At 66.5% G+C, this 25,999-nt stretch carries 20 protein-coding genes; 3 read left to right on the forward strand and 17 right to left on the reverse strand.

The features are described 5' to 3' along the window. Nucleotides 1–52: 52 nt before the first annotated feature. Nucleotides 53–2,926 carry a DNA ligase D gene (gene ligD, locus PKKP23_RS14035; protein ID WP_126877340.1) on the reverse strand — a complete coding sequence of 958 codons (2,874 nt, stop codon included), beginning with the start codon at nt 2,924–2,926 and terminating at the stop codon, nt 53–55. A 55-nt stretch (nt 2,927–2,981) separates the two neighbouring features. Continuing rightward, the gene (gene ku / locus PKKP23_RS14040; protein WP_126877341.1) at nt 2,982–4,061 is read right to left on the reverse strand and encodes a non-homologous end joining protein Ku; all 1,080 of its coding nucleotides are present in this window, start codon (nt 4,059–4,061) and stop codon (nt 2,982–2,984) included. A gap of 476 nt (nt 4,062–4,537) precedes the next feature. Here ku and serB point away from each other — a divergent pair, with 476 nt between their 5' ends. Next, nucleotides 4,538–5,377: a phosphoserine phosphatase SerB gene (serB, locus tag PKKP23_RS14045; protein ID WP_017773774.1), complete on the forward strand. Its 840-nt coding sequence runs from the start codon at nt 4,538–4,540 to the stop codon at nt 5,375–5,377. 176 nt (nt 5,378–5,553) lie between these two features. Here serB and PKKP23_RS14050 read toward each other — a convergent pair whose 3' ends face one another. From PKKP23_RS14050 to PKKP23_RS14100, 11 genes are all read right to left on the reverse strand, one after another. Then, the gene (locus PKKP23_RS14050; RefSeq protein WP_126877342.1) at nt 5,554–6,744 is read right to left on the reverse strand and encodes a cystathionine beta-lyase; all 1,191 of its coding nucleotides are present in this window, start codon (nt 6,742–6,744) and stop codon (nt 5,554–5,556) included. A 249-nt stretch (nt 6,745–6,993) separates the two neighbouring features. Continuing rightward, the gene (locus PKKP23_RS14055; protein ID WP_420873227.1) at nt 6,994–7,692 is read right to left on the reverse strand and encodes a hypothetical protein; all 699 of its coding nucleotides are present in this window, start codon (nt 7,690–7,692) and stop codon (nt 6,994–6,996) included. A 160-nt stretch (nt 7,693–7,852) separates the two neighbouring features. Continuing rightward, nucleotides 7,853–9,037, reverse strand: coding sequence for a beta-ketothiolase BktB (gene bktB / locus PKKP23_RS14060; RefSeq protein WP_126877343.1), 1,185 nt, complete (start codon nt 9,035–9,037; stop codon nt 7,853–7,855). Nucleotides 9,038–9,089: 52 nt separating this feature from the next. Then, nucleotides 9,090–10,043: a sugar kinase gene (locus PKKP23_RS14065; protein WP_126877344.1), complete on the reverse strand. Its 954-nt coding sequence runs from the start codon at nt 10,041–10,043 to the stop codon at nt 9,090–9,092. A 3-nt stretch (nt 10,044–10,046) separates the two neighbouring features. Next, a complete protein-coding gene (gene rimO, locus PKKP23_RS14070) occupies nt 10,047–11,450 on the reverse strand; it encodes a 30S ribosomal protein S12 methylthiotransferase RimO (protein WP_017773770.1) in 1,404 nt (467 codons plus the stop codon). 341 nt (nt 11,451–11,791) lie between these two features. Then, a complete protein-coding gene (gene phaR, locus PKKP23_RS14075; protein WP_126877345.1) occupies nt 11,792–12,433 on the reverse strand; it encodes a polyhydroxyalkanoate synthesis repressor PhaR in 642 nt (213 codons plus the stop codon). A gap of 130 nt (nt 12,434–12,563) precedes the next feature. After that, nucleotides 12,564–13,304 (reverse strand): 3-ketoacyl-ACP reductase, encoded by a 741-nt coding sequence (locus PKKP23_RS14080; RefSeq protein ID WP_026121238.1) that lies wholly within the window; start codon nt 13,302–13,304, stop codon nt 12,564–12,566. 185 nt (nt 13,305–13,489) lie between these two features. Then, entirely contained in the window at nt 13,490–14,671 is a 1,182-nt protein-coding gene (locus tag PKKP23_RS14085) for an acetyl-CoA C-acetyltransferase (protein WP_126877346.1), read from the reverse strand. Between the two features lie 94 nt (nt 14,672–14,765). After that, a complete protein-coding gene (phaC, locus tag PKKP23_RS14090) occupies nt 14,766–16,712 on the reverse strand; it encodes a class I poly(R)-hydroxyalkanoic acid synthase (RefSeq protein ID WP_126877416.1) in 1,947 nt (648 codons plus the stop codon). A gap of 668 nt (nt 16,713–17,380) precedes the next feature. Further along, the gene (gene pgeF, locus PKKP23_RS14095) at nt 17,381–18,247 is read right to left on the reverse strand and encodes a peptidoglycan editing factor PgeF (protein WP_126877347.1); all 867 of its coding nucleotides are present in this window, start codon (nt 18,245–18,247) and stop codon (nt 17,381–17,383) included. Beyond that, nucleotides 18,244–19,533: an RluA family pseudouridine synthase gene (locus PKKP23_RS14100; protein WP_126877348.1), complete on the reverse strand. Its 1,290-nt coding sequence runs from the start codon at nt 19,531–19,533 to the stop codon at nt 18,244–18,246. The genes pgeF and PKKP23_RS14100 overlap by 4 nt, the downstream gene beginning before the upstream one ends. A gap of 196 nt (nt 19,534–19,729) precedes the next feature. On the opposite strand from PKKP23_RS14100, the gene PKKP23_RS14105 reads away from it, so the two are divergent. Then, nucleotides 19,730–20,518 carry an outer membrane protein assembly factor BamD gene (locus tag PKKP23_RS14105; protein ID WP_420873225.1) on the forward strand — a complete coding sequence of 263 codons (789 nt, stop codon included), beginning with the start codon at nt 19,730–19,732 and terminating at the stop codon, nt 20,516–20,518. A 119-nt stretch (nt 20,519–20,637) separates the two neighbouring features. Here the strand turns inward: PKKP23_RS14105 and rlmD are convergent, their stop codons facing one another. Further along, on the reverse strand, nt 20,638–22,098 hold the full coding sequence (rlmD, locus tag PKKP23_RS14110) for a 23S rRNA (uracil(1939)-C(5))-methyltransferase RlmD (RefSeq protein WP_126877418.1): 1,461 nt from the start codon (nt 22,096–22,098) through the stop codon (nt 20,638–20,640). A gap of 120 nt (nt 22,099–22,218) precedes the next feature. On the opposite strand from rlmD, the gene PKKP23_RS14115 reads away from it, so the two are divergent. Further along, a complete protein-coding gene (locus PKKP23_RS14115; protein ID WP_126877349.1) occupies nt 22,219–23,124 on the forward strand; it encodes an endonuclease/exonuclease/phosphatase family protein in 906 nt (301 codons plus the stop codon). A gap of 66 nt (nt 23,125–23,190) precedes the next feature. Here PKKP23_RS14115 and PKKP23_RS14120 read toward each other — a convergent pair whose 3' ends face one another. Genes PKKP23_RS14120 through PKKP23_RS14130 form a run of 3 tightly spaced genes read right to left on the reverse strand, consistent with a single transcriptional unit; the run spans nt 23,191 to nt 25,997 of the window. Next, nucleotides 23,191–23,967 (reverse strand): 3'-5' exonuclease, encoded by a 777-nt coding sequence (locus tag PKKP23_RS14120; protein ID WP_126877350.1) that lies wholly within the window; start codon nt 23,965–23,967, stop codon nt 23,191–23,193. A gap of 3 nt (nt 23,968–23,970) precedes the next feature. Further along, complete coding sequence (rpoS, locus tag PKKP23_RS14125) at nt 23,971–25,062, reverse strand: RNA polymerase sigma factor RpoS (protein WP_017773758.1); 1,092 nt, start codon at nt 25,060–25,062, stop codon at nt 23,971–23,973. Nucleotides 25,063–25,073: 11 nt separating this feature from the next. After that, nucleotides 25,074–25,997, reverse strand: coding sequence for a peptidoglycan DD-metalloendopeptidase family protein (locus tag PKKP23_RS14130; RefSeq protein WP_026121235.1), 924 nt, complete (start codon nt 25,995–25,997; stop codon nt 25,074–25,076). Nucleotides 25,998–25,999: the final 2 nt, after the last annotated feature.

Below are 25,999 nucleotides of genomic sequence, written 5' to 3' on the forward strand. Positions count from 1 at the left end.
TCGCTATACGACGCTATACGTCAATGTATGCCGTTGTATGCGGCTGCGCGCTTCAGTTCTTCACGCCAAGCCGTTTTTTCATGGTCGCGGTAATGCGCTGGCGCGTCTTCGCATAACCGGCCCACGGGTCCTGCCGCAACGCGTCCAGCCGCTCGTGAAGATTCGCGATCGTCCATTGGTCGCCGGCCGTGGTGCCGGGAACCTCGTCCCACGTGATCGGCACCGAGACACCGAGCCCCGGCCGCGCACGCACCGAATACGCGGCGATGGTGCTCGACCCCCGGTTGTTGCGCAGGTAGTCCACGAATATCTTGCGCTTGCGATTCTGCGGGCCCATCTTCGCGCTGAACCGGTCCGGCAGCGTAGCGGCCATATGCTGCGCGACAGCCTGCGAGAAGGCTTTCACCTCGTCCCAGCCGGCCCGCGGCGTGAGCGGCACGACCACATGCAAGCCCTTGCCGCCGCTCGTCTTGCAAAACGATTCGAGGCCCAGTTCAGTGAGGATCGTTCGCGTGAGTTCCGCGGCTTCGATCATGCGGTCCCAGCCGAGTGCCGGGTCGGGGTCGAGATCGAACACCATGCGCTCGGGCCGCTCGATGTCCGTGACGAGCGCGTTCCACGTGTGCAGCTCGATCACGCCCATCTGCGCCGCGCCCACGAGGGCCTCGACGCTGTCGATGGTCAGGAGCGGCGCGTGGCCCGGATCGAGGCCCGCGTGCTGCGTGATGTGCGGAATCTCCAGCTTCTGCGCGTGCTTCTGGAAGAACAGTTCGCCGCCAATGTCGTCGGGCGCGCGCACGAGCGAAACGGGCCGGTCCTGCAGATGGGGCAGCAGCCACGGCGCCACCCACTCCCAGTAATGAACGAGGTCGAGCTTGCGCGTGCCGCTGTCGGGGTCGATCACCCGATCGGGATGCGAGATGCGGACGCCCGCCACCTCGGCCGATGCACTGCGCGAGCGGGCTTTCGACGCAGCGGATGCGCCCGATGCCGCCGACGACGTACCGCGTGCAGCAGGTGCAGTACGTGCTGCCTTCTTCGAGCGGGAGGGCTTTCCCACTGTTTCCCCGGTCTGCTGCATGGTGTCCTCCTCATTCGAACGGTCCTGTGCCGGTTCATCCGCGGATGCCGCCGCATGCACCGGCGCTTCGCGGCTCACCTGACGCGCGGGCTTGTCGCGGCGCAGGCTCACGAACGAGGCCTGGCGCACGAGGCCGTCGCCCGTCCACTGCGCGAAATTGCACTCGCAGACGAGTTCGGGCTTCACCCAGTGCACGGGCGTGCTGCTGCGCTCGCGCGGCATGGTCGCAAACGCCATGCGCTGCGTTTCGAGCGCGTCGAGTTCCTTCTTCACGGCGCGCAGCCTGGCGGCGTCGAAGCCCGTGCCGACCCGGCCCGCGTACTGGAGCTTGCCCTTCGCGTCATAGACGCCGAGCAGCAGCGAACCGAACGCCGCGCGGCTGCCCGCGGGCTCGGTATAGCCGCCGATCACGAACTCCTGCCGTTGCCGGCACTTCAGCTTGATCCACGACGACGCCCGCGCCGACGTGTAATGGCTCTCGGCGCGCTTGGCGATGATGCCTTCGAGTCCGTTCGCGCAGGCGCCTTGCAGCAGTTCGTCGGGATTCACCGCGAAGTCCTCGGAAAAACGCAGCAGCCCGTGGGTGCGCTCGTCGACGTCGGCAAGGAGTGCGCGCAGGATCGCGCGCCGCTGCACGAGCGGCACGCCGCGCAGGTCGTAGCCGTTGAGAAACGGCACGTCGAACACGAAGATCGTGATGTCCTGGGGACGGTTTGCGTCGAACGCGTTCTGCAGCGCCTGGAAGTCCGGCATGCCGTGACGGTCTAGCACCACCGCCTCGCCATCGAGCCACGCGCATTCGAGGTCCAGCCGCTCGAACGCGCGCGCCTGGCGGCTGAACTTCGCGGTCCAGTCGTTGCCGGTGCGCGTGAAAATGCGCACCGGCTCTTTGCGTGCGTGATGGTCGATGCGCGCGAGTACGCGATAGCCGTCGAACTTGATCTCATAGACCCAGTCGTTGCCGGGCGGCGCGAATTCGACGAGCGTGGCGAGCTGCGGCTTGAGCGTGGCCGGCAACGCCGCCTTTACCGCGCCTTCGATGCCGGGCTCGCGCGCAAGCTCGCGCAGCGACTCGGTGTTGCGCGTGGCAACGATGTCGGGGCGGTCGGCCTTCGATGACTGCTTTGATCGGCGGATGGTGCCTGCGCTGTTGCGGCGTGCCGCGCCCGCAGTGCTGGCTGGGCCCGCGGCACCCGCAGGCCGCGCCGCCGCTGCACCGCGTGGCGAAAGCACGCTGCCGGGCCGTTCGGCGAGCACGTCGTACTCGTCGGTGCGGCGCGCCTCTTCGTCGTGCTCCTTGATGAGCAGCCACTGCTCCTTGTCGCCGCTGCCGCGCATACCGCTTCGCACGAGCGTCCAGCCGCCGTGCAGCTTCGCGCCTTCGAGCCTGAACTTGAGCTTGCCCGCGCGGTAAGACTCGAGCGCCTCCTTTTCGCTGCCCGCGGGCTCCCACACGCCACGGTCCCAGACGAGCACCGTGCCCGCGCCGTAGTTGCCTTCGGGAATCTCGCCCTCGAAGCTGCCGTATTCGATGGGATGGTCTTCGACATGAACCGCCAGCCGCTTCACCGACGGATCGAGACTCGGCCCCTTCGGTATTGCCCACGACTTGAGCGTGCCGTCCAGCTCGAGCCGGAAATCGTAGTGAAGCCGCCGCGCGTCGTGCTCCTGGATCACGTAGGACAGCGCATGGCCGTTGCCGCGCCGCTTCGCGCGCGCAGTGGCGGCGGTCTTTCCTGTACCTGTACCGCGCGTACCGCGAGCGGCACGCTTCGGCGCGCCGGAGGGCTCCGGCGTGGCATCGAAGCGGCGTTTGCGCTGATAGGTGTCGAGTTTGCCGGCCATGCCCGTTTGCCTTTGCTTGTGCGTTTGCCTCCACCTGCTGCTGCGCCTCGCGCCATCAGGCCGCGTGCCGCTTTCTGTGCGGCGTTTCCTTGCGCGCGGTCTCGCTGGTTTTGCGGCCTGTGCCGCGCGAGGTCGAGCGCGCCGTTGTGCGGCCCGTGCCGCGCGCGGCGGCGTGGCTGCTTCGCGCAGTCGTGCCGTTTGTCGCACGGGTTGTCGTGCCTGCGCCGTCGTCGCGCGCACGGCTACGCGATTTGCCGCGCTTGCCGTCCTCCGATGCTTCGCCGCCCGACGGGTCGTCGTCCGGCTCTTCGTCGTGCGCGGCTCGCCCGCTCCCTCGGCCCTTACCGCGCCCGAGGCTGCGCCGCAGCAGCTCCGAAAGATCCAGGATGTCGGCGCTACGCCGCGGCCGCGGCTCTTCCGGCGTTTCGATCTCTTCGGTCTTGCCTTCGCGGATCTTGCGCTCGACGACTTCGAGCACGTCGTCGCGGAACGTGTCGTGATAGCGCTCGGGGTTCCAGTCCTCGCTCATGTCGTCGATCAGCTTTTTCGCCATGTCCAGCTCGCGGGCCGTCACGCCGGCCTTCTTCGCGTCTTCGGGCGGCAGCGTGAGTTCGCTCACGGGCCGGATCTCGTCGGCCCAGCGCAGCGTGTTGAGCGCGAGCACGGGCCCGAGCGGCACGAGCGCCGCGAGATGCTGCTTGTTGTGCATGACCACGCTCGCCACACCGATCTTGCCCGACGCCTTCAAGGCTTCGCGCAGCAGCGCGTAGACCTTCTCGCCCTTGCGGTCCGGCGCGAGGAAGTACGGCGTTTCGAGATAGAGGAACGAGATGGCGGGGGCATCCACGAAGGCGAGGATGTCGACGGTCTGCGTGGATTCGGGGTTCGCCGCGCGGATCTCGTCGTCGGAAAGCACGACGTACTTTTCCTTTTCGTACTCGTAGCCGCGCACGATCTGCTCGCGCGGCACGTCCTTGCCGGTGCGCTTGTTGATCTGCCGGTAGCCCACCGGGTCCATGGACCGCTTGTCGAGCAGATGAAAGCTCACGTTCTCCGAACGCGTCGCCGGAAACAGCTGCACCGGCACGTGCACGAGGCCGAAACTGATCGCGCCTTTCCAGATCATGCGTGACATGTTGCGCTCCCAGGTCTTGAACGAAGAACCAAGCAGCATGCGTGCCTGAGCACCTGAAGCCAGTACGGGTCGCGACAGGGCCACCTCGAGCCGCCACGCGCCGCTTAGCGCCGCCCGGAGCCGCCGGCGCTCGCTCAAGCGGAACAGCGGCAAGTCCGCGCGAGGCGCGTTGGCCCTGGGTTGGCCCTGGGTTGGCCCTGGGTTGGCCCTGGGTTGGCCCTGGGTTGGCCCTGGGTTGGCCCTGGGTTGGCCCTGGGTTGGCCCTGTGTTGGCCCTGTGTTGGCCCTGTAACGCCTGCGCCACGGCGTGCAAAAGCTGCCGATGACCAGGAACGCCAGCACGACACCGACTCCCGAGCCGCAGACCCGCCCCCGCTGCCACGGCACCGGATCGCCCGCCCCGAACCGTTACAATAGCCGGATTTTCCGCGCCCCTTCTTCTCCGACTATCCCGCCTCGCGCGCAGTTGCATAGCCCATGAATCTCGTCATCCAGGCCTCGTCGCCGTTCAACCCGGCCCACCAGAAACCGCTCGTCGCGCTGGCACGCGGCCGCCGCGCTGTCGAAATCGACGCGCACGCCATTCGTATCGAAGACGCCGATCCGGCGCAGCGTCCCGACCTCGATGTCTATTGCACCACCCACGCGCTCGACTACGCCTTCGTGGAGCCGGGCCGCTCGCTCGCGGACTTCGGGCTCGTGACCATGGACATGGACTCCACGCTCATCACGATCGAATGCATCGACGAGATTGCGGATTTCTGCGGGCTGAAGGCCGAGGTGTCGGCGATTACGGAAGCCGCGATGCGCGGCGAGATTCAGGACTTCAACGAAAGTCTGACGCGCCGCGTCGCCCTGCTCGCGGGGCTCGACGCGAACGTGCTCGGGCGCGTCTACGAAGAGCGGCTGCGCCTTTCGCCCGGCGCCGAACGCATGCTGGCCGGCGCGAAGGCTGCGGGCCTGAAAACGCTGCTGGTGTCGGGCGGCTTCACGTTCTTCACGGAACGGCTCAAGGGGCGGCTCGGCCTCGACTACACGCGCGCCAATACGCTCGAAATCGTGGACGGCAAGCTCACGGGCAAGGTGGTGGGCGAGATCGTGAACGCCGACGTGAAGGCGCGCACGCTGCTCGAAACCTGCAAGGAAATGGGCATCGACCCGCGCCGCGCCATTGCGATGGGCGACGGCTCGAACGACCTCAAGATGATGGCGGCGGCCGGACTTTCGGTGGCGTTCCGCGCCAAGCCCGTGGTGCGCGAGGCCGCCAGCGTGGCCTTCAACTTCGTCGGCCTCGACGGGCTGTTGCGCCTGTTCTGACATTTCGGGCGGCGTGGCGGCTCATGTTCGCCGCCTGACTTCGCCGCCCCCGACTCACCTCGTCACACGACATTGGCCGCGTTGCCGGTTGCCGTTGCCGCATAAGGCGGCGATCAGCAAGGCCGCAACGCCTTCGCTAGCCGAGGCTGATCCAGCCTGACCCAAGCTGACCCAGGTTAATCGAGCGCCGCGAGACAGCGTTCGATATCGGCCTGCAGATCGGCCTCGTCCTCGAGTCCCACGTAGAAGCGCACCAGCGTGCCGCGATGCGGCCAGCGGCTCGCGCTGCGCATCGACGCCACGTCGTACGGCATGGCCAGACTGTGCGCGCCGCCCCAGCTCCAGCCGAGCGAGAACAGCTCCAGCGATTCGCAGAACGTGTCGATCTGCGCGGGCGTGTAGCGTTCGTCGAACACCACCGAAAAGAGGCCGCCTGCGGCGCTGAAATCGCGCGCGAAAAATTCGTGACCCGGGCAGTCGGGCAGCGCGGGATGCAGCACAGCCGCAATCTCGGGGCGCGTCTTCAGCCACTTCGCGAGTGCGAGCGCGCTGCGGTCGTGCTGCTCGAAACGCACCTTCATGCTGGGCAGGCTGCGCAGGATCAGCGAGCAATCGTCCGACGACACGCCGATGCCCATGCGCATGCGCGCGAGCTTGAGCTTCAGGTGCAGTTCCTTGTCCGCGGTGATGGTGGCGCCCATCAGCACGTCGCCGCCGCCCGACTGGTACTTCGTGAGCGCCTGCACCGAAATGTCCACGCCGTGTTCGAACGGACGGAACGCGAGGCCGGCCGACCAGGTGTTGTCGATCGCGGTGATCACGTTGCGTGCGCGCGCGACGGTGGTGATGGCCTGCACGTCGGGCACTTCCATCGTGACCGAGCCCGGCGCCTCCAGCCAGATGAGCTTCGTTTCCGGGCGGATCAACCCGGCAATGCCCGCGCCGATCATCGGATCGTAGTAGCGCGCCGTGAGGCCGAAGTCGTGCGCGAGCCACTCGGCGTGGTCGCGGTTCGGCGAGTAGACGTTGTCGGGAATAAGCACGTCGTCACCCGCCTTCACGATGCCGAAGTACACGTTCGAGATGGCCGAGAGCCCCGAGGGCTGGAGCAGCGCGTGATTGCCGCCCTCGATCGCGGCAAGCCGCTGCGCGAGCGTGAGCGAGGTGGGCGTGGCATGCAGGCCGTAGCGCCACTGCGCGTCGTTGCGCCAGTCGAGCGCACGCAAGGTGGCGAGATCGGGAAAGACGACGGTGGATGCCCTCGTGACGGGCACGGCGAACGACTCGAAGCCCGGCGTAAGCTGGTCTTCGGCGCGCACGATGCGGGTCTGGAGGCGGCGGTTCGGCCTGGAAGGCGGTTGGGTCATGGCAGCGAGCGCGACGGGAACGTTATTGGATGAGGATGGTAGCGGCGCGAGCGGACTGAATGACCGATGCCCGGCACGCGCTGCGTAGACTGAAGATTAGCCGAGGTCGCGGTGCGCAAGGTGCCATGTGCAAGGTGCCATGTGCAAGGTGCCGCCAATGCGGCCGCGACGTGGATACTGTTAGCGGGACAGCACCGCGCGCAGTACCCGGCCGCGCAATGCTTGCCCTCCAGGGCCATCGGTGCGCGATCAATCGCCGATGGTGAGATTGCTCACGCCGCCCACGGCATGCGCGCCGGCAGCAGGCGCCGACGACGAGGCCGCCGCCGCACCCACCGGCGGCGCCGCTGCGGGCTGGGACGGTGCAGCCGCCGCCGGGGCTGGGCCGTGCCCTTGCCCCTGCACTTGCGCCGCGGGCTGGGCGGCCCCGGCAGGCACCGGTTGTCCCGCCGCCAGCGGATGCAGGTCGAACGGTTGCGGGTCCGAATCGTCGACGTTCATGCGATCGCCTTGCAGCACGCCGTCTGGCCCGAACTTGCCGACCCAGTTGCCGGTGATGTGCGTGCCGTCGTTCGATTCCTCGACTTCCAGCGTGTCGCCTTCGCGGTCGCCGGCAATCAGGATGACTTCGCCCGTGTCGGTGAACTGATACTCGCCGTGCACGCCGGAAGGATCGTCGGTCTTCGGTCCGAGCCGCAGCACGATGGCACGCTTGCCGAGCGTGCCCGTGTAGCGCGGGAACTTCGCGAATTCCGGGCTGGGCTTGAGCGGCAACGGGATGGGCGGCGGCGCGGCGAGTTCCTTGACGGCGTCGCTTTGCGCTTGCGCGGCGAGCGGCACGCTAGCGCTCAGGGTGGCCGCGAGCAGCGCGAAGGTCAATGCGAAGGCCCTGGCGTGGCCAGACCTGACGCGGCCCGACCCGGCTCCCTTCGAGCCGGTCGCGCTCATCGCATCGCACTCGCCCGCCGCACTCCGTGCAACGGTCGCGAACTTCGCCAGCCGGTCGGCGATTCCCATGCTGCCCAACTTCGTTGCCTGCAATCCTTCCATCAGCCCTCTTCCTTGCGGCCGCCGCGCCTTGCCCATCGCTTGCCGGCGTGCCGCGTATTCAGATCCGTTCGAACACGGCGGCAATGCCCTGCCCGCCGCCGATGCACATCGTCACGAGCGCGTAGCGGCCGCCGATGCGCTGCAGCTCGTACAACGCCTTCACCGTGATCAGCGCGCCCGTCGCGCCGATGGGATGCCCCAGCGAAATGCCGGAGCCGTTCGGGTTCACCTTCGCGGGATCGAAGCCGAGTTCGTTGCTCACCGCGCAGGCCTGCGCCGCGAAGGCCTCGTTCGCTTCGATCACGTCGAGGTCGCCCACCGTGAGACCCGCGCGTTCGAGCGCCTTGCGCGAAGCCGGCACGGGGCCGATGCCCATGTAGGCGGGATCGACGCCCGCGTGCGCGTAAGCGACGAGGCGCGCGAGCGGCTTCACGCCGCGCTGCTGCGCGACGTCGGCGGACATCAGCACGACGGCCGCGGCCGCGTCGTTGATGCCCGACGCGTTGCCGGCCGTCACCGTGCCGTCTTCCTTCGCAAACACCGGCCTCAACTTCGTGAAGTCCTCCGGCGACGCCTCGGCGCGCACGTGTTCATCGGTGTCGAAGACGGTCTCGCCTTTCTTCGACGCCATCGTGATGGGCAGAATCTGGTCCTTGAAGTAGCCGTTCGCGATGGCGCGTGCCGCGCGGCGGTGCGATTCGAGCGCGAGCGCGTCCTGCGCCTCGCGCGTGACACCGTACCTGCGCGCCACGTTCTCCGCCGTCACGCCCATATGCACCGACTGGAACGGGTCGTTGAGCGCGCCCACCATCATGTCGACCAGACGCGCGTCGCCCATGCGCTGGCCGAATCGCGCCGCGGGCATCGAATACGGCGCGCGGCTCATGCTCTCGGCGCCGCCGCCGATCGCGATGTCCGCATCGCCGAGCAGGATGCTCTGAGCCGCCGAGACGATGGCCTGCAGACCCGAGCCGCAGAGCCGGTTCACCGTGAGCGCCGGCACGTGTTGCGCGACGCCGCCGTTGAGCGCGGCCACGCGCGCGAGGTACATGTCCTTCGCTTCGGTGTGCACGACGTTGCCGAACACCACATGGCCCACCTCGTCGCCCGACACCTGCGCGCGCGAGAGCACCTCGCGCACCACGCGCGCGCCGAGATCGGTGGGCGCAAAGTCCTTGAGGCTGCCGCCAAAATCGCCGATAGCGGTGCGCACACCGCTTGCCACTACGACTTCCCGTTGCATTGTCTGTCTCCCTTTTTGTGCTGCGAATGTACAAGCGTTGAGAAGGTATCGCTCAGCCTGCGAGGGCGCGTTCGACCGTCTCGCGTAGCGGAATGGGCGCGACGGCACCGAAGCCCCGAGTGGAGAGTGCGGCCGCCACGTTCGCGTAACGCGCTGCGGCGAACGGGTCGTCGCCCGCTACGAGGCGCGCCACGAAGGCGCCGCCGAAGCAGTCGCCGGCGCCCGTGGCATCCACCGCATCCACGACATGGCCCGGCACGACGCGGCGCTCGTCCGGCGTCGCGACATACGCGCCGTCCCGGCCCAGCTTGAGCGCGACCACGCGCGGCCCGTGTGCGAGCAGAAAGTCCACGATCTCGTCGCGGCCCGTGAGCCCGGTGAGCGCGGTCACGTCGTCCCAGCTCGGCAGGCAGATGTCCGTTTGCCGGATCGCTTCGAGCATCACGGCGCGCGCCCGCGCGAGCGGCCAGAGTTTGAGCCGCAGGTTCGTATCGAAACTCACGCGCACGCCGTTCGCCCGCGCATGGTCGATGGCGGCCAGCGCAGCGTCGCACGCGGACACGCTGATCGCGAGACTGATGCCGGAGAGGTGCACGACCTGGGCGGCCGCAATCGCATCCAGTGGCAGGTCCCGCGGCGCGTAACGGCTCGCCGCCGAACCCGCGCGCAGATAGTCGAACTCATGGCCCGACGGCCCGTGCGAGACGAAGTACACGCCCGTGGAGGCGCCGCCGTCGGTGCGTACATACGACGTATCGACACCTTCGCGCTGCCACAGATCGAGCAGCAGGCGCCCGAAATGATCGCTGCCCACGGCGGACACGAAGCCCGTCGCCGCGCCCTGGCGCGCGGCCGCAATGCAGAAGTTCGACGTGTCGCCGCCGAAACCCTGCAGGTACTCGGGCGCGTTCGGGGACACCTGGTTGAACTCGATCATCGCCTCGCCGAGCGCGAGGATCTGCGGTGTGCCGTGACCTGTGGAAGCTGCCGGACCCGTGGATGCCATGGCTCAGACCTCGCCCCACAGGTCGTGGCCGTCCGCGCCCGTGATCTTCACGGAAACGAAATCGCCCACCTTGTAGCGCTTCGAGGGCTTCGAAGGCGGCGCCACGTAGACCACGCCGTCGATCTCGGGCGCGTCCGCGGCCGTGCGGCCAATGCCGCCGTCGGCGTTCACTTCGTCGACGAGCACCTTCAGCGTTTTGCCGACCTTGCGCTGAATGCGTCTGGCCGACACGGCTTCGGCCACTTCCATGAAGCGCGCGCGGCGCGCCTCGCGCACGTCGTCTGGCAAGGCGCCGTCCAGCTCGTTCGCGCTCGCGCCTTCCACCGGCGAGTAGGCGAAGCAGCCCACGCGGTCCAGTTCGGCTTCGCGGATGAAGTCGAGCAGCGTTTCGAACTGCTCCTCGGTCTCACCGGGAAAGCCCGCGATGAACGTGCTGCGGACGGTGAGCTCCGGGCACACCTTGCGCCAGGCCTGCACGCGCTCGAGCGTCTTTTCGGCGTTGGCGGGCCGCTTCATGCGCTTCAACACCTCGGGGTGCGCGTGCTGGAACGGCACGTCGAGATACGGCAGCACGTGGCCCTTGAGCGGCCCTTCGGCCATCATCGGAATGATTTCGTCGACGTGCGGATACGGGTAGACATAGTGCAGCCGCACCCACGCGCCGTACTGCGCGGCCAGTTCGCCGAGCGCGCCCACCAGCTCGGTCATGCGCGTCTTGAGCGGCCGGCCGTTCCAGAAGCCCGTGCGGTACTTCACGTCCACGCCGTAGGCGCTCGTGTCCTGCGAGATGACGAGCAGTTCCTTCACACCGGAGCGGAACAGATTCTCGGCTTCGAGCATGACTTCCGCGACGGGGCGCGAGACGAGGTCGCCGCGCATCGACGGAATGATGCAGAAGGTGCAGCGATGATTGCAGCCTTCGGAGATCTTGAGATAGGCGTAGTGGCGCGGCGTGAGCTTGACGCCCGCGGCCGGCACGAGATCGACGAACGGGTCGTGCGGCTTGGGCAAATGGCTGTGCACGGCCTGCATCACCTCGCCCACGGCATGCGGCCCCGTCACGGCCAGCACCTTCGGATGCACTTCCTCGATGAGACCCGTGCCGCTCGCGCTCTTCTTTGCGCCCAGGCACCCGGTCACGATCACCTTGCCGTTTTCGGTGAGCGCTTCGCCGATGGCGTCGAGGCTTTCCTGCACCGCCTCGTCAATGAAGCCGCAGGTGTTGACGACGACGAGATCGGCGCCGTCGTAGGTGCCCGAAATCTCGTACCCTTCGGCACGCAGCTGGGTGATGATCTGCTCGGAATCGACGAGGGCCTTGGGGCACCCCAGGCTGACGAAGCCTACTTTGGGCACGGCGGGCTGGGCGGAATCGCTGGATGAAGCGGGGGAAAGGCTGGGCGGCATAAGAGAGGTCCGACGCAATGACGACAATGGCGGCGAGACAGTGGCACACGGTCACGCGTGCGCCGCCTCGCGGAGTTCCTCGCGCGCGGCGGGCGCCGGCGCGTAACCCCGTATTGTACCGCGCGGGGCTGTGGGAGGCGCCCGGCTGGTTCGGTGCGAGGGGGCGCTGGGCGCGCCTTGTGTAGCAGCGCCCGCCGGTTCGGTCGCAACGGAATCGACTGCGTTGCGCGGGCCACGCTTGCCCCGGCGCAACGCAGCGGCTCACGGCTATGTGTCGCGGCTTTCGGTCTGCCTTCAGACCGAAAGCCGCCATGTTTGCCGCGGTTCGCCGCGGTTCACCTTTACTTGCTCTCCGGTTCCTTATCCGGATTCGGTTCGCCGCGCGCCGTTCCGGCCGAAGGCGAAGCGGAACCGCTGCTGCCGCCCGCGCCCGGGGCGCCCCCCGGCTGCTTGAACGGGAAGCTGCTGAACATGGTCTTCGCCTGGTTCTGCATCTGCTCCTGCATCTGCACGAACATGTTCTTCGACTGCTCGATGTAGCTCGTCATCATGCCCTGCATCATCGGCGCCTGCATGTTCATGAACTGGGACCAGACCTCCGGGTTCATCGCGTTGCCTTCGTACAGGTTCTTCGACTGGTCGGCGAGCTTGTTCTGGATGTCGATGAACGCCTGAATGTTCTTCTCCAGGTACGTGCCCATCATGCCCTGCATCGCGTGGCCGTAAAAACGGATGATCTGCGAGAGCATGGACGACGAGAACATCGGCAGCCCGCCGCTCTCCTCCTCGAGGATGATCTGCAGCAGGATGCTGCGCGTCAGGTCCTCATTCGTCTTCGCGTCGATGACCTTGAAATCCTCCTGGTCGAGCACGAGCTGCTTGACGTCGGTCAGCGTGATGTACGTGCTCGTTTCAGTGTCATACAGCCGACGGTTGGGATACTTCTTGATCAGTCGTTCGGCGCTCTTCTTTGTAGTCGTCATGTATCGCCCTTTCGCGCGTAACAGCGCAGAAACGGCGCCCGCCCGGCGCACGGCCATCCGTGCGCGAACATCGCGCCGCCAACCTTCTTCTGATCCGTGGGCGCCCTTGCAGCACCGGGCGCCGGCAGGATCAGCCCATGTGCAGACCGCCGTTCAGCGAGAAGTCCGCGCCGGTCGCAAAGCCCGACTCGTCCGACGCCAGCCACCCGACGATCGATGCAATCTCGTCCGGCGAGCCGAGACGGCGCACCGGAATCGTGGCGACGATCTTCTCCAGCACGTCGGGACGGATCGACTTGACCATGTCGGTGCCGATGTAGCCCGGCGACACGGTATTGACGGTCACGCCCTTGGTCGCCACTTCCTGGGCAAGCGCCATCGTGAAGCCGTGAATGCCGGCCTTCGCGGTGGAATAGTTGGTCTGGCCGAACTGCCCCTTCTGCCCGTTGACCGACGAGATATTGATGATGCGTCCCCAGCCGCGCTCCACCATGCCGTCGATCACCTGCTTGGTCACGTTGAAGAGACTCGTGAGGTTGGTGTCGATCACCGCCGTCCAGTCTTCGTGCGTCATCTTGCGGAACACGACGTCACGCGTGATGCCCGCATTGTTGACGAGTACGTCGACCTCGCCCACTTCGGCCTTCACCTTGTCGAACGCTTCGCGCGTGGACTCCCAGTCCCCAACGTTACCTTCCGACGCGACGAAATCGTAGCCGAGCGCCTTCTGGTCTTCGAGCCATTTCACGCGGCGCGGCGACTTCGGACCGCATCCGGCAATCACCCTGAAACCCTGCTTGTGCAGGCGCTGGCAGATGCTCGTGCCAATGCCGCCCATGCCGCCCGTTACATATGCAATTCGTTGTGACATAAACCACGCTCCGTTATCGTTTTCGGGGCACCGACTGGCGGCCCCATGCCTCGCCCCTCTACCGCTCCTCCTGCTGACCTCGGATGCTGCGCCTACCGGCTCCTACCCGCTGCTGCCTACTGCTGCCCGCCACGCCGCCGCACCGTGCGCGGCGGGCGGCGTAGCGCCGGTGAATCAATGCGGCATTACACGCGCTCGACAGCCAGCGCGACGCCCATGCCGCCGCCGATGCACAGCGAGGCGAGGCCGCGCTTCGCGTCGCGCTTCTGCATTTCGTGCAGCAACGTGACGAGAATCCGGCAGCCCGACGCGCCGATCGGGTGACCGATCGCGATGGCGCCGCCGTTCACGTTCACCTTCGACGTATCCCAGCCCATTTGCTTATGCACGGCGAGCGCCTGCGCAGCGAACGCTTCGTTGATCTCCATGAGGTCGAGGTCCTGCACCGACCAGCCTGCGCGTTCGAGACAGCGGCGCGAGGCCGGCACGGGGCCCATGCCCATCACCTTCGGGTCGACGCCCGCATTCGCATACGCCTTGATGCGTGCGAGCGGCGTGAGGCCCAGCGCTTCGGCCTTCTTCGCCGACATCACCACGACCGCCGCGGCGCCGTCGTTGATGCCCGAGGCGTTCGCAGCCGTCACCGTGCCTTCCTTGCTGAATGCGGGCTTGAGACCTGCCAGCGATTCGGCGGTCACGCCGTGGCGCACGAACTCGTCGGTGGCAAAGCGCAGCGGTTCGCCCTTGCGTTGCGGGATCTCGACGGGCACGATCTCGTCGTCGAAGCGGCCGGCCTTTTGCGCGGCTTCGGCCTTGTTCTGCGAGAGCGCCGCGAACGCGTCCTGCTCTTCGCGCGTGATGTTGTATTCCTTCGCGACGTTTTCGGCCGTCACACCCATGTGGTACTGGTTGTAGACGTCCCACAGGCCGTCCACGATCATGGTGTCGACGAGCTTCGCGTCGCCCATGCGAAAGCCGTCGCGCGAGCCCGGCAGCACGTGGGGCGCCGCGCTCATGTTCTCCTGGCCGCCTGCCACGACGATCTCGGCGTCGCCCGCGATGATCGCGTTGGCCGCCAGCATCACGGCCTTCAGGCCCGAGCCGCACACCTTGTTGATGGTCATGGCCGGCACCGCCGTGGGCAGGCCCGCCTTGATCGACGACTGGCGAGCCGGGTTCTGGCCGCTGCCCGCTGCGAGCACCTGGCCCATGATCACTTCGCTCACCTGCTCGGGCTTCACGCCCGCGCGCTCGAGCGCCGCGACGATCACCTTCGAGCCGAGTTCGGGCGCCGCGATCTTCGCGAGCGTGCCACCGAATTTGCCCACGGCAGTGCGGGCGGCCGATACGATCACGACATCAGTCATTTCAGGTTCCTTCGGGCATCAGTGCGCCGGGCGGCGCGAGCCCTTTGAGTTAAAAATCCGTCCGGCCAGGCGAATGGCCGATACGCCGTGCGCTTCAGTCGCGCTGCAGCACGTAGCGTCCTGGCGCCGGCTCGATCTCGGGAAACTCCGCCGAGCCGGGCTGCGTGCGCGCCTTGATCTTGCGTCCCGCGTACTGGTCGAGCCAACTCACCCATTCGGACCACCAGCTGCCGGGCACTTCCTCCGCCGCCTCGAACCATGCGTCGGCGTCTTCCGGCAGATGCTTGCCGTCGCCGCGCACAGTCCCGCGCACAGTCCAATAACTGCGCTTGTTTTTCGAAGGCGGATTGATCACGCCCGCAATGTGGCCCGACGCACCGAGCACGAATCGCAGCGGCCCCGTAAGGAGCGGCACCGAGGCGTACGCCGTGCGCCAGGGCACGATGTGATCTTCGCGCGAACCGTAGATGAAAGTGGGCACGTCGATGCGCGAGAGGTCGACCGGCTCGCCGCAGACGGTGAGCGCGCCCGGCTCGCGCAGCCGGTTCTCGAGATACGTATTGCGCAGGTACCACACGTACATCGGGCCCGGCAGGTTGGTCGAATCGCTGTTCCAGTACAGCAGGTCGAACGGTGCCGGGGTGCGCCCTTTGAGATAGTTGTCGACCACGTAGTTCCATACGAGATCGTTCGGACGCAGGAACGAGAACGTGTTCGCGAATTCGACGCCGCGCATCAGGCCCGGCATCGCGCCGTCCTTGCCGCCGATGGTCTGCTCGCGCATCTGCACGTGCGCCTCGTCGACGAACACGTCGAGCACGCCGGTGTCCGAGAAGTCGAGCATCGCGGTGAGCAGCGTCATCGAGGCGGCCGGATGTTCGCCGCGCGCAGCGGCCACGGCGAGCGCCGCAGCGAGCAACGTGCCGCCCACGCAGAAGCCAAGCGTATTGATCTGCTCGCGTCCGCTGATGCTGCGCACCGTTTCGATCGCGGTGAGCACCCCCTCTTCCACGTAGTGGTCCCAGCTCTTGTGCGCAATCGACGCGTCCGCATTGCGCCACGAAACCAGATAGACCTGGTGGCCCGACTCCAGCGCGTACGCGACGAGCGAATTCTCGGGCTGCAGATCGAGAATGTAGAACTTGTTGATACACGGCGGCACGATGAGCAGCGGCCGCTCGCGCACCGACGACGTACGCGGCTTGTACTGGATCAGCTGCATCAGGTCGTTCTCGAATACGACCGAGCCTTCCGTATTCGCAAGATTCTTGCCGACCACGAAGCGCGACTCGTCGGTCTGCGAAATCTTGCCGCGCTGCAGGTCGGCGAGCAGATTCATGACGCCCTGACGCAAGCTCTCGCCGTGACTCTCGAGCAGCGTCTTTTGCGCTTCGGGATTGAGTGCGAGGAAGTTGCTGGGCGAAGCGGCGGCGGTCCATTGCTGCACGGCGAAGCGAATGCGCTCGCGCGTCTTCGCGTCGGTCTGAAGCGCATCAACCAGCTCATGCAGATAGCGTGCGTTGAGCAGATACCACGCGGCCGTGAATGCATAGGCCGGCGTCGTCTTCCATGCGTCGGCCGAGAAGCGGCGGTCTTTGAGTTCGGGCGGGGTCTGGGCGGTGTCGGCTGCCTGTTGCAGCAGTTGCATCGCCTCGCGCGAATAGTCGGATTGGAGCGACTGCAAGCGCTCAGGCGCAATGGATGCCGTGGGCAGTTTCAACGCCTGCAATGCGGAGAACGGCGAGGACGCGAACGATGCGGCAGCCTTGGTGAAGTCGGGCATCGGCGGCATGGCCGGCATCGAAGGCATAGCGCCCGCGTTGAATGCCCCAGCCGCGCCCGGTGCGCCGAGCGGCCACCAGGGCCACGCGGACGCCGCACCTGCGCTTTCGTTCTTACCGGCACCGTTGGCACCATGGGCACCGGCGGCGCCATGGCGTGCCGCATTCGCCGCAACCGCGGCGCCTTCCTGCACCTGTTGAGTGGCAGCATTCGCGAGCGAACGCCAGGCATTGAGCCAGGCATCGAACATCTGCTGCATGCCGGCAGCGTCCGGCGAGGTTTGCTGCGTGCTGTGCGCCGAAGCGTTGTTACGCGAGGAAGCGGAGGAATCTCGTGATGCAGCCATACCTGCTGTTGACCGGTGTGCCCCGAAGGACGGGTTGAGAGGCAGGTTGCATGCGCACGGGCCGATTGCTCGCGACCTCGACGCCCTGTCCCGTGGATGGGAAACATTCTTGCTCCCCACCAAAAGCCATGTCAATGCTTGGTCCCGATTTTGCCGCAGTGCGATATTTTTTTTATTATCGTTTTCCCCCATCCGTTATGCTGCGCAGCAATTCGCGCACGCGCACGATGCGTAATGGGACGGCAAAGGGACGGCGAAGCCATGCGGGGCGGCCTCTTGCGACTGCCGCGCTGAGACAGGATGTCGCGAACATGCCGATATGTGCGGTGCCGCGCAGAACATGGCGTGCGACGGCTTCTGCGCAGATGCTGCATTCGACATGCGGCATGAGCGTAACCGGTTCGCTCGCGCCTTGTGCATTCGTCGTGCATTCGTCGTGCGATTGCAGCCGCCATACGTGATTGCAGCCGCGATACGTCAATGACTCCCGCAGTATCCATTCATCCGCACGTCCCGCATTTGCTCGCGCGGCGGCGAATTGATCGCACGGTCATGCCGCACGTCACCCCGCATGTCACCCTTCAATCGTTGAGCCAGATCATGGCCGCCATGCGTCCCGTCACGCGATCGCGCCGGTAAGAATAGAAGTGCTCGCGATCGGTGACTGTGCAGTGGTCGCCGCCTGCAATCGATTCAATGCCGATTGCATTCAGGCGCAAACGCGCGAGCGCCGGCAGGTTGGCCAGATATTTGTCGCGCGTATGCGGATGCGCGACGAACGCACTCGCCGTTCCGGCTGCGATGGCAGACGACGCTCTCGCCTGTCGCGACTCGTCCACATCGGGCAAGCTGTTCATGAAGACGTCACGCACGTCTGCGCCGACTTCGAACGCGGCCGGACCAATGGCGGGGCCGAGATAAACCTGAAGCGACTCGACCGCACAACCGGCCTGCGCGGCCACGCGTGCAGCGGTCTTTTCGATCACGCCCGCAGCAAGCCCACGCCAGCCCGCATGCGCGGCACCCACGGCACGTCCCGCCGGGTCGCAGATCAGCACCGGCATGCAATCGGCAACCATCACCACGCAGGCCACGCCTGCCCTGGTGGTCACGCTCGCATCGGCGCGCAGCGGCGTACCGTCCGTGTCCAGCGCGGAGAGCGCGTCTTCCGCCTGCACCACCTCGCTGCCGTGTATCTGTTCGAGCCATGCGGGCCGCGCGCCAGCGAGCGCGACGAGACGCGCGCGGTTGACCTCGACGTGCGCGAGATCGTCGCCGGTATGTGTGCCGAGGTTCAGGCCGCCGGGCCCGTCGGCGCCATCGCGCCAGCGGCCGTAGGGCGGCTCGCTCACACCGCCGTTGCGTGTCGTCACGCATGCGCGCACGCGTGACGAGACGGTCCAGCCGGGTTGGAGCACGTCGGCGAGTGTCAGATCAGGCACGGTCATGCGCGAGGGTCCTTGTCTTCGTCGGAAGACGGATCGTAGCCGTCTTCGTCGGTATCGTCATAGGGTTCGTCTGCGTACGTGTCTTCGTCCGCGTCTTGTTCGTACGAATCGTCTTCGTACAGGTCTTCTTCCGCAAAACCGTGAGCTGCGTCCTCGGCGCCGAAGCCGAGCGCTGCGATCAGTTCCTGCATGTCTTGCGGCACCTCGGCGCGCCAGCGCATGGGCCGGCCGGTACGCGGATGCACGAGACCGAGCTGCCACGCGTGCAGCGCCTGGCGAGCGAAACCACCAGGCAACGGCGTGACGGAACGCTTGCCGCGCGCGCGTCCGTACACGGGATCGCCCAGCAGCGGATGACCGACGTGCGCGCAATGCACGCGAATCTGGTGCGTGCGGCCCGTCTCCAGATCGCAGTGAATCGCGCTGACGGGCTGACCCTGCCAGACCGTCGAGTCGACCAGCCGAAAATGCGTGCGCGCCGGCTTGCCCGAAGCCCCCGCCACGACCGCCATGCGCGTGCGTTCGCGCGGATCGCGTCCAATGGGCGCGTCGATGGCGCCTTCCTCGGGCATGTTGCCCCACACGAGCGCGAGATAACGGCGCTTCACTGTGCGCGCCTGCAACTGGCGCACGAGATCGGTCTGCGCCTCGAGCGTGCGCGCCACGACCATCAGGCCCGATGTTTCCTTGTCGAGCCGATGTACGATGCCCGCTCGTGGCAGCCCCGCCGCCGCTTCGCCATAGCGATGCAGCAGGCCGTTGAGCACCGTGCCGCTCCAGTTGCCCGCGGCGGGATGCACGACGAGCCCGGCCGGCTTGTCGATCACGACGAGCGTGTCGTCCTCATAGACGATCTCGAGCGGCACCGGCTCCGGCGTGAACGCCAGTTGCTCGGGCAAGAGGTCGGGCACGAGTTCGATCGTCGCGCCAAGCGGCACCGGCTGGCGGATCTTCGCGGGCGCTCCGTTCACGCGCACACGCTGCGCCTCGATCCACGCCTGCAGGCGGCTGCGCGAAAATTCCGGGAAGACTTTGGCGACCACCTTGTCGAGTCGCTCGCCGGCCAGTTGAGGCGGCACCTCGGCCACGCGCGGCGCGGCCGCGTCGCGTTGTGGGACCTCGGCGCCGACGTCCGCTTCGCGGCCGGAAAGCGCGAGTTCGTCGCTCTCCAGTTCGTCGTCGAGCGGCTCGCCTGCAACTGCGTCGTCGGGCGAGCCGCCCAGGCTATAATCGCTGCTGTTTTTGGCGCCGGCTGCTGCGGCGTCCCGAGGATCTGAACGGGTCATTGAGTTGGGTCGACTGGACCTGAAGCTGAACTGGAAAATGCGAGCCTTGAACACCACTACTCCATCCGGCCCACGCGCCGCACGGGTCACTACCAGGCAAACGGCGCGACTCGCGGCACATTGCGGGGCCCAACATGAAGCGCAGGAAGCGGCCGAAGGAACGGTCCTGGCGGCCTCGCGCACGGCTCGCGGCATCGTGAAGTACGCGGTTTGCGCCGCGGCGCTGGCCATCGTGGCAGCCTGCCATGGTCTGCCGGAAAAAACCGACGAGACAGCGGCCTGGCCGAACAACAAATTATATATGGAGGCCCAGGACGCGCTCTCCGGCAGCGACTGGGGCAAGTGCGCGAAGTACTTCGAACTGCTTGAAGGTCGCGACCCGTTCGGCCACTTCGCCCAGCAGGCGCAGATCAATGTGGCGTACTGCAACTGGAAGGACGGCGAAACGGCCGCCGCCGACGACGCCGTCGACCGCTTCATCCGGCTGCATCCGGACCACCCCGACATCGCCTACGCGTACTACCTGAAGGGCATGATCCACTTCAACGACGACCTCGGTCTGTTCGGCCGCTTCTCCGGCCAGGACATGAGCGAGCGCGATCCGAAGTCGCTGCGCGAGTCGTATGACGCGTTCAAGGCCGTGGTGGACCGCTACCCGAACAGCAAGTACGCACCGGATGCGGCGCAGCGCATGCGCTACATCGTGAACGCGCTCGCCTCGCACGAAGTGCACGCCGCCGACTACTACTATCGGCGCGGCGCCTATGTGGCCGCCATCAACCGCGCGCAGCTGGCGATCAAGGAGTATCGCAACGCGCCCGCTATCGAAGACGCGCTGCACATCATGATGCTGTCGTATCAGAAGCTCAACGAGCCGCAGCTCGCAGACGATACGAAGCGCGTCTTGGCCGCCACGTTCCCGGACAGCCCGTACGTCACCGGACACGCGCGACCCACCAAGGCGAAATCCTGGTGGCAGTTCTGATCTGACCGCATCGCTGTTCTCAAAACAAAAACGCCACGGCATTGCGCCGTGGCGTTTTTCTTTACTGCCCGGGTCGTGCTTGCGGCGGACCGCAAGCACGACCGCCCGCTTAATCCCCTTCAGTCCCGCTCGAACAGCGCGATCGACTCGACGTGCGACGTATGCGGGAACATGTTCACCACGCCCGCGCCCTTGAGCCGGTAGCCGGCTTCGTGCACGAGCAGACCCGCGTCGCGCGCGAGCGTGGCGGGATTGCACGACACGTAGACGATGCGCGACGGCAGCGGACCGTCGCCCGACTGCGCGATCTCCGCGAGCGCCTTGGACACCGCAAGCGCCCCTTCGCGCGGCGGATCGACGAGGAACTTGTCGAAATGTCCCAGCGCGCGCATGTCGTCGGCGCTCACCTCGAACAGGTTGCGGCACGCGAACGACGTGTGCCCGTCCACACCGTTCTCTTTCGCGTTGGCAAGCGCACGCGTGGTCAGCGCCTCGCTGCCTTCGATACCCACCACCTCGCGCGCGAGTCGCGCGAGCGGCAGCGTGAAGTTGCCGATGCCGCAGAAGAGATCGAGCACCCTGTCGCTTGCAGCGGGCGCCAACAGCCGCAACGCACGGCCCACCAGCACACGGTTGATCTGGTGATTCACCTGCGTGAAATCGGTCGGCTTGAACGGCATGCGGATGCCGAACTCCGGCAGCGTGTAATCGAGCTGCGCATCGAGCGGATAGAACGGGAAAACGGTGTCCGGTCCTTTCGGCTGCAGCCAGAACTGTACGTTGTGCTCGTCGGCAAACACGCGCAGCAGCGCCTCGTCGGCGGCGTTGATCGGCTCGAGAATGCGCAGCACCAGCGCCGTCACACTGGAACCCACCGCGAGTTCGATCTGCGGCATGCGTTCCTTGATCGACAGCCCCTCCACAAGGTGCCGCAGCGGCACGAGCATTGCTGAGACGTGAGGCGGCAGCACTTCGCAGCTCGTCATGTCGGCAACATAGCTGCTCTTGCGCTCGTGAAAACCCACCAGCACGCCGCCCTTCTTCGGCACGTTGCGCACGGTGAGCCGCGCGCGATAGCGGTAGCCCCACGACGGGCCGTGGATGGGCCGGAACATGGTTTCGGCGCGCAGCTTCGCGAGATGCTGAAGGTTGTCTTCAAGCACCCGCTGCTTCACGGCGATCTGTGCCCGCACGTCGAGATGCTGCATCGAACAGCCGCCACAGGTGCCGAAGAATTTGCACTGCGGCACGGTGCGCGTCACGCTTTCGCGCAGCACGTCGACCACCTGGGCCTGCTCGAAGCTCGGTTTTTTGCGATAACTGGAGTACGTGACGCGCTCGCCCGGCAGCGCGCCTTCGACGAAGATCACCTTGCCGGGCTGGCCGTCGTCGGTCACGGTGCGGCCAACGCCGCGCGCCTCCATGTCGAGCGACTCGATTTCGAGGGTCGGCGCCTGAAACGCGGTTTGCGGCGACGCGCCCTGGGCGCCACCGGCGGCGGTCTTTTCTTTTCTGGAGCGACGGGTGGAAGCAGCTTGGGACACCTGCGAATTCCTGGCAGACAATGGCTGGCACGCCAGCCGGTGAAAACGGACAACAGCGCGGCAAAGGCGAGATTGTAGACGATGTGGACGGCGCGCCCGCGCAGTCCCGATCCGTCTGCAGCGCGGCAGCCCAACGAACCGTACCGGGAGATGACGATGCGACTGATCAGCTGGAATGTCCAATGGGGACGCGACGCCGACGGCAAGGTCGACCTCGCGCGGACCGTGGCCGAGGCACGGCGCCTCGTGGACTTCGACGTGTTCTGCATGCAGGAGGTGACGCGCGGCTTCGGCGCGCTGCCCGGCCATCCCGGCGACGACCAGTTCGCCGAACTCGCTGCGTTGCTCCCGGGCTTCACGGTGCTCGATGCGATCGGCGCGGATCTTCCGGCGTTGCCGGCCGGCTCCGGCAGTTCGGGTTCTGTCGCTGACCTGGGCTCCGCCGCGGCCCACCCGCGCCGGCGGCAATTCGGCAACGCCATTGCCACGCGGCTGCCGGTCGAGCACGTGATCCGCCATTCGCTGCCCTGGCCTCCCGACCCAGCTGCGCCGTCCATGCAGCGCGTCGCGCTGGAGGCCATCATCCGCACGCCGGATCTTGGCCCGGTGCGCGTGCTCGTTACGCATCTGGAGTTCTATTCGATGCAGCAGCGCGTGGCGCAGGTCGACGAGCTGCGGAGTCTGCAACTGGAGGCCGCGGGCCACGCGGCCCATCCCGCTCCCGCCGAAAATGCCGAGGGACCCTTCGCGCCCACCAGCCGGCCCGCGAGCGCAGTTATCTGCGGCGACTTCAACAGCGATTTCGGCAGCGAGGCGTATCAGCGCATGCTCGCGCCGCTGGCGGGCAGCCCATCCTTCATCGACGCGTGGACCACGCTGCATCCGGGCCTGACGCCGCCGCCCACGGCCGGCGTTTACGACAAGGCGCAGTGGAGCGATGGGCCGATTGCCTGCGACTTCGTATTCGTCACGGAAGATCTGCGTGACCGGCTGAGGCGCTGCGAAATCGACGGCGCGACGCGCGCGTCCGACCATCAGCCGGTCGTGCTGGAAATGGATTGACGGGACTGAAGCAGGTGCGCTTAAGGGGACGGCGCAAAGCGCAGCGGACCGTTCACCGATGGCGCATCACTGGTCGAACGCCGCGAGGTATTCGGCCCAGTGCGCGGCCGATTCCTGCGCGAGCGAATTCTTCACGAGCGCGATCTCGTCCGCGTATTCGTCGGCGGAGAGGCCGCCGCGCATCAACTGGAAGCGGCAATACAGCAGGTAGGTATTGACGACGTCCGTCTCGCAGTAATTGCGGATTTCCTCGATCCGCCCCTCCTGGAACGCCTGCCATACCTGGCCGCCGTCCATGCCGAGCTTGCCGGGAAAACCGCACAGCTTCGCGAGTGCGTCGAGCGGCGCATTCGCGCGCGCCTGGTACATCGCGAGCAGGTCCATCAGGTCGGTGTGGCGCGAGTGGTAGCGGCTGATGTAGTTGTTCCACTTGAACTCGCGATCGTCCTCGCCAAGATCCCAGTAGCGCGACGCGCGAATGCCGTGCACGAGTGCCCGATAGTGGAGGACCGGCAGGTCGAAGCCGCCGCCGTTCCAGGACACGAGCTGCGGCGTGTACTTTTCGATGGTGCGGTAGAACGACTGGATCAGCGCCCCCTCGCCGTCCGCGAGCGTGCCGAGCGAGCGCACGCGAAATCCGCCGCTGTCGCGAAACACGCACGAGATCGCGGCGACGCGCTGCAGATGGTGCGGCAGGAAATCGCTGCCGGTCTTTTCGCGGCGAGCCGCGAAGGCGTGCTCCGCCACTTCGGCGTCGGTCAGCGTGGCGGGAAGATCGTCGAGGCGTCGAATACCGGCGACATCGGGAATCGTCTCGATGTCGAATACGAGGATGGGTGTCATCAGTTACAGAACGGCGTCCTTGCGCACGCCATTGGAGGCGAAGAAACGTTTGAGCCGCACGAGTGCCTCCTGCTGGATCTGCCGCACGCGTTCGCGCGTGAGGCCCATTTCGTCGGCGAGTTCTTCGAGGGTGGCCGGTTCGATGTGGTTGAGGCCGAAACGGCGCTCGATCACGTGGCGGTGCTTGTCCGAGAGGCGCGCAAGCCAGGCGCGCGTGAGCGTTTCGAGTTCGCGGTGCTGGACTTCGGCATCGGGCGACTGGCTCTGGTCGTCGGACAAAAGGTCAAGCAGGCTGCTTGCCGGGTCGAGGTCGAGCGGCGCGTCGAGCGAGGCCGTATGCTCGTTGAGCGCGAGGATGTCCGTGACTTCCTCGGTGGTCTTGCCGGTGAGATAAGCGATGTCGTCGATGCTGGCGTCGCGCCGCTCGGCGGCTTCGCCCGAATTGAGCGAATTCTTTTCGAGGTGGCGCTTCGCGCGCAGCACCTGGTTCAGCTCGCGGATGACGTGCACGGGCAGCCGCACGGTGCGCGCCTGGTTCATGATGGCGCGCTCGATGCTCTGGCGGATCCACCAGGTGGCATACGTCGAGAAGCGGAACCCGCGTGCCGGATCGAATTTCTCGATGGCGTGCATGAGGCCCAGGTTGCCCTCCTCGATCAGATCGAGCAGCGGCACGCCGCGATTCAGGTAACCCTTCGCGATGCTCACGACGAGCCGCAGATTGCGCTCGATCATGACCTGCCGCGCCTCGAACTCGCCGGCCTTCGCGAGCCGCGAGTAGCGCTGCTCCTCCTCCACGGTGAGGAGCGGCTTCACGCTGATGCGATTCAGATAATGCTGGATGGTGTCGGCCGTCAGTTCGGCCTGAAGGAGCGCGCGAAAGTCGTCGGCGTCGGGTGCCGCCTCCCGGCTGCCCTCCTGCTCTTCGGCTTCGTCCCCACCGGCTTCCCGCTCGTCGAAATCGCGACCGCCGTCGTTGCTGTCGAGCGATTCGTCTTCGTTCGCCGATGCGCCGCCCTCGTCCACCGAAGCCTCGGCGGCTCGGTTCACGGACTCGCTCCCGGTTTGCTGCTGGCGGCGCTTCGGTTTCGGCATGGTCAGCTCGCTTATTGCGGCGGCAAATACTTCAGCGGGTCGACAGGTTTACCCTGACGGCGAACTTCGAAATGCAGCATGACGCGGTCCGAATCGGTATTCCCCATTTCGGCGATCTTCTGCCCCTTCGTGACCGCATCCCCCTCTTTTACCATCAAAGCGCTGTTATGTGCATACGCCGTGAGGTACGTCGCATCATGCTTGATGATAATGAGATTGCCGTATCCGCGCAGCCCATTTCCGGCATAGACCACGCGTCCGTCCGCAGCGGCCTTCACGGCCTGGCCCTGCGAGCCGCCGATGTTGACGCCCTTGTTCTTCGAATCGTCGAAGGTATTGAGGATCGGGCCGCGCACCGGCCACGAGAACGCGATGGTGCCGCCGCTCGCCGCGCTCGTGTCGCTCGCGGCGGGCTGCGGAGGAATCGTGGTTGCCGTGGAGGCTGAACCGTTCGTGGAGGGCGCAGTTGCCGAGCTCGTCGACGCAGCCCCCGCGGCAGTCGAGCCGCCAAGCGGTGCGCTTTGCACGCCGCCGCCCACGATGGGTGACGTGGCCACGCCAGGCGTTGCACCGGCAACGTTCGCGCCCGGCGGCGCCACGCGCAACAGCTGATCGACCTCGATCTGGTTGGGGTTCGCCAGGTTGTTCCACGTGGCGATGTCGCGATAGTTCTGACCGTTCTCGAGCGCAATGCGATAAAGCGTGTCGCCCGGCTTCACCCGGTAATAGCCCGGCGGGGGTGGTCCGAGCGGCACGGCGGGCTGCGCCGTGGCAGCGGCCGTGTTGAGCGCACTGGAGCGATCGACCACCGGCGCGTTGTCGAGCCGCGTGGCGCACGCCGTCAGCAGAGAAATCGCGAGCACGCATGCGCTACGTTGAAAAACCGTCAGATCTACATTCATTTTGTTTCTTTGCATCGCGCGCAACATACTCATCG

Source organism: Paraburkholderia kururiensis JCM 10599 = LMG 19447, from assembly GCF_003986935.1.
Lineage (GTDB): Bacteria > Pseudomonadota > Gammaproteobacteria > Burkholderiales > Burkholderiaceae > Paraburkholderia > Paraburkholderia kururiensis.

Excerpts from the sequence above, each read along its gene's own strand:
- ligD (WP_126877340.1), bottom strand. The coding sequence starts at position 2,926 with ATGGCCGGCAAACTCGACACCTATCAGCGCAAACGCCGCTTCGATGCC.
- ku (WP_126877341.1), bottom strand. The coding sequence starts at position 4,061 with ATGTCACGCATGATCTGGAAAGGCGCGATCAGTTTCGGCCTCGTGCAC.
- serB (WP_017773774.1), top strand. The coding sequence starts at position 4,538 with ATGAATCTCGTCATCCAGGCCTCGTCGCCGTTCAACCCGGCCCACCAG.
- PKKP23_RS14050 (WP_126877342.1), bottom strand. The coding sequence starts at position 6,744 with ATGACCCAACCGCCTTCCAGGCCGAACCGCCGCCTCCAGACCCGCATC.
- PKKP23_RS14055 (WP_420873227.1), bottom strand. The coding sequence starts at position 7,692 with ATGAGCGCGACCGGCTCGAAGGGAGCCGGGTCGGGCCGCGTCAGGTCT.
- bktB (WP_126877343.1), bottom strand. The coding sequence starts at position 9,037 with ATGCAACGGGAAGTCGTAGTGGCAAGCGGTGTGCGCACCGCTATCGGC.
- PKKP23_RS14065 (WP_126877344.1), bottom strand. The coding sequence starts at position 10,043 with ATGGCATCCACGGGTCCGGCAGCTTCCACAGGTCACGGCACACCGCAG.
- rimO (WP_017773770.1), bottom strand. The coding sequence starts at position 11,450 with ATGCCGCCCAGCCTTTCCCCCGCTTCATCCAGCGATTCCGCCCAGCCC.
- phaR (WP_126877345.1), bottom strand. The coding sequence starts at position 12,433 with ATGACGACTACAAAGAAGAGCGCCGAACGACTGATCAAGAAGTATCCC.
- PKKP23_RS14080 (WP_026121238.1), bottom strand. The coding sequence starts at position 13,304 with ATGTCACAACGAATTGCATATGTAACGGGCGGCATGGGCGGCATTGGC.
- PKKP23_RS14085 (WP_126877346.1), bottom strand. The coding sequence starts at position 14,671 with ATGACTGATGTCGTGATCGTATCGGCCGCCCGCACTGCCGTGGGCAAA.
- phaC (WP_126877416.1), bottom strand. The coding sequence starts at position 16,712 with ATGCAGCAGATGTTCGATGCCTGGCTCAATGCCTGGCGTTCGCTCGCG.
- pgeF (WP_126877347.1), bottom strand. The coding sequence starts at position 18,247 with ATGACCGTGCCTGATCTGACACTCGCCGACGTGCTCCAACCCGGCTGG.
- PKKP23_RS14100 (WP_126877348.1), bottom strand. The coding sequence starts at position 19,533 with ATGACCCGTTCAGATCCTCGGGACGCCGCAGCAGCCGGCGCCAAAAAC.
- PKKP23_RS14115 (WP_126877349.1), top strand. The coding sequence starts at position 22,219 with ATGCGACTGATCAGCTGGAATGTCCAATGGGGACGCGACGCCGACGGC.
- PKKP23_RS14120 (WP_126877350.1), bottom strand. The coding sequence starts at position 23,967 with ATGACACCCATCCTCGTATTCGACATCGAGACGATTCCCGATGTCGCC.
- rpoS (WP_017773758.1), bottom strand. The coding sequence starts at position 25,062 with ATGCCGAAACCGAAGCGCCGCCAGCAGCAAACCGGGAGCGAGTCCGTG.
- PKKP23_RS14130 (WP_026121235.1), bottom strand. The coding sequence starts at position 25,997 with ATGAGTATGTTGCGCGCGATGCAAAGAAACAAAATGAATGTAGATCTG.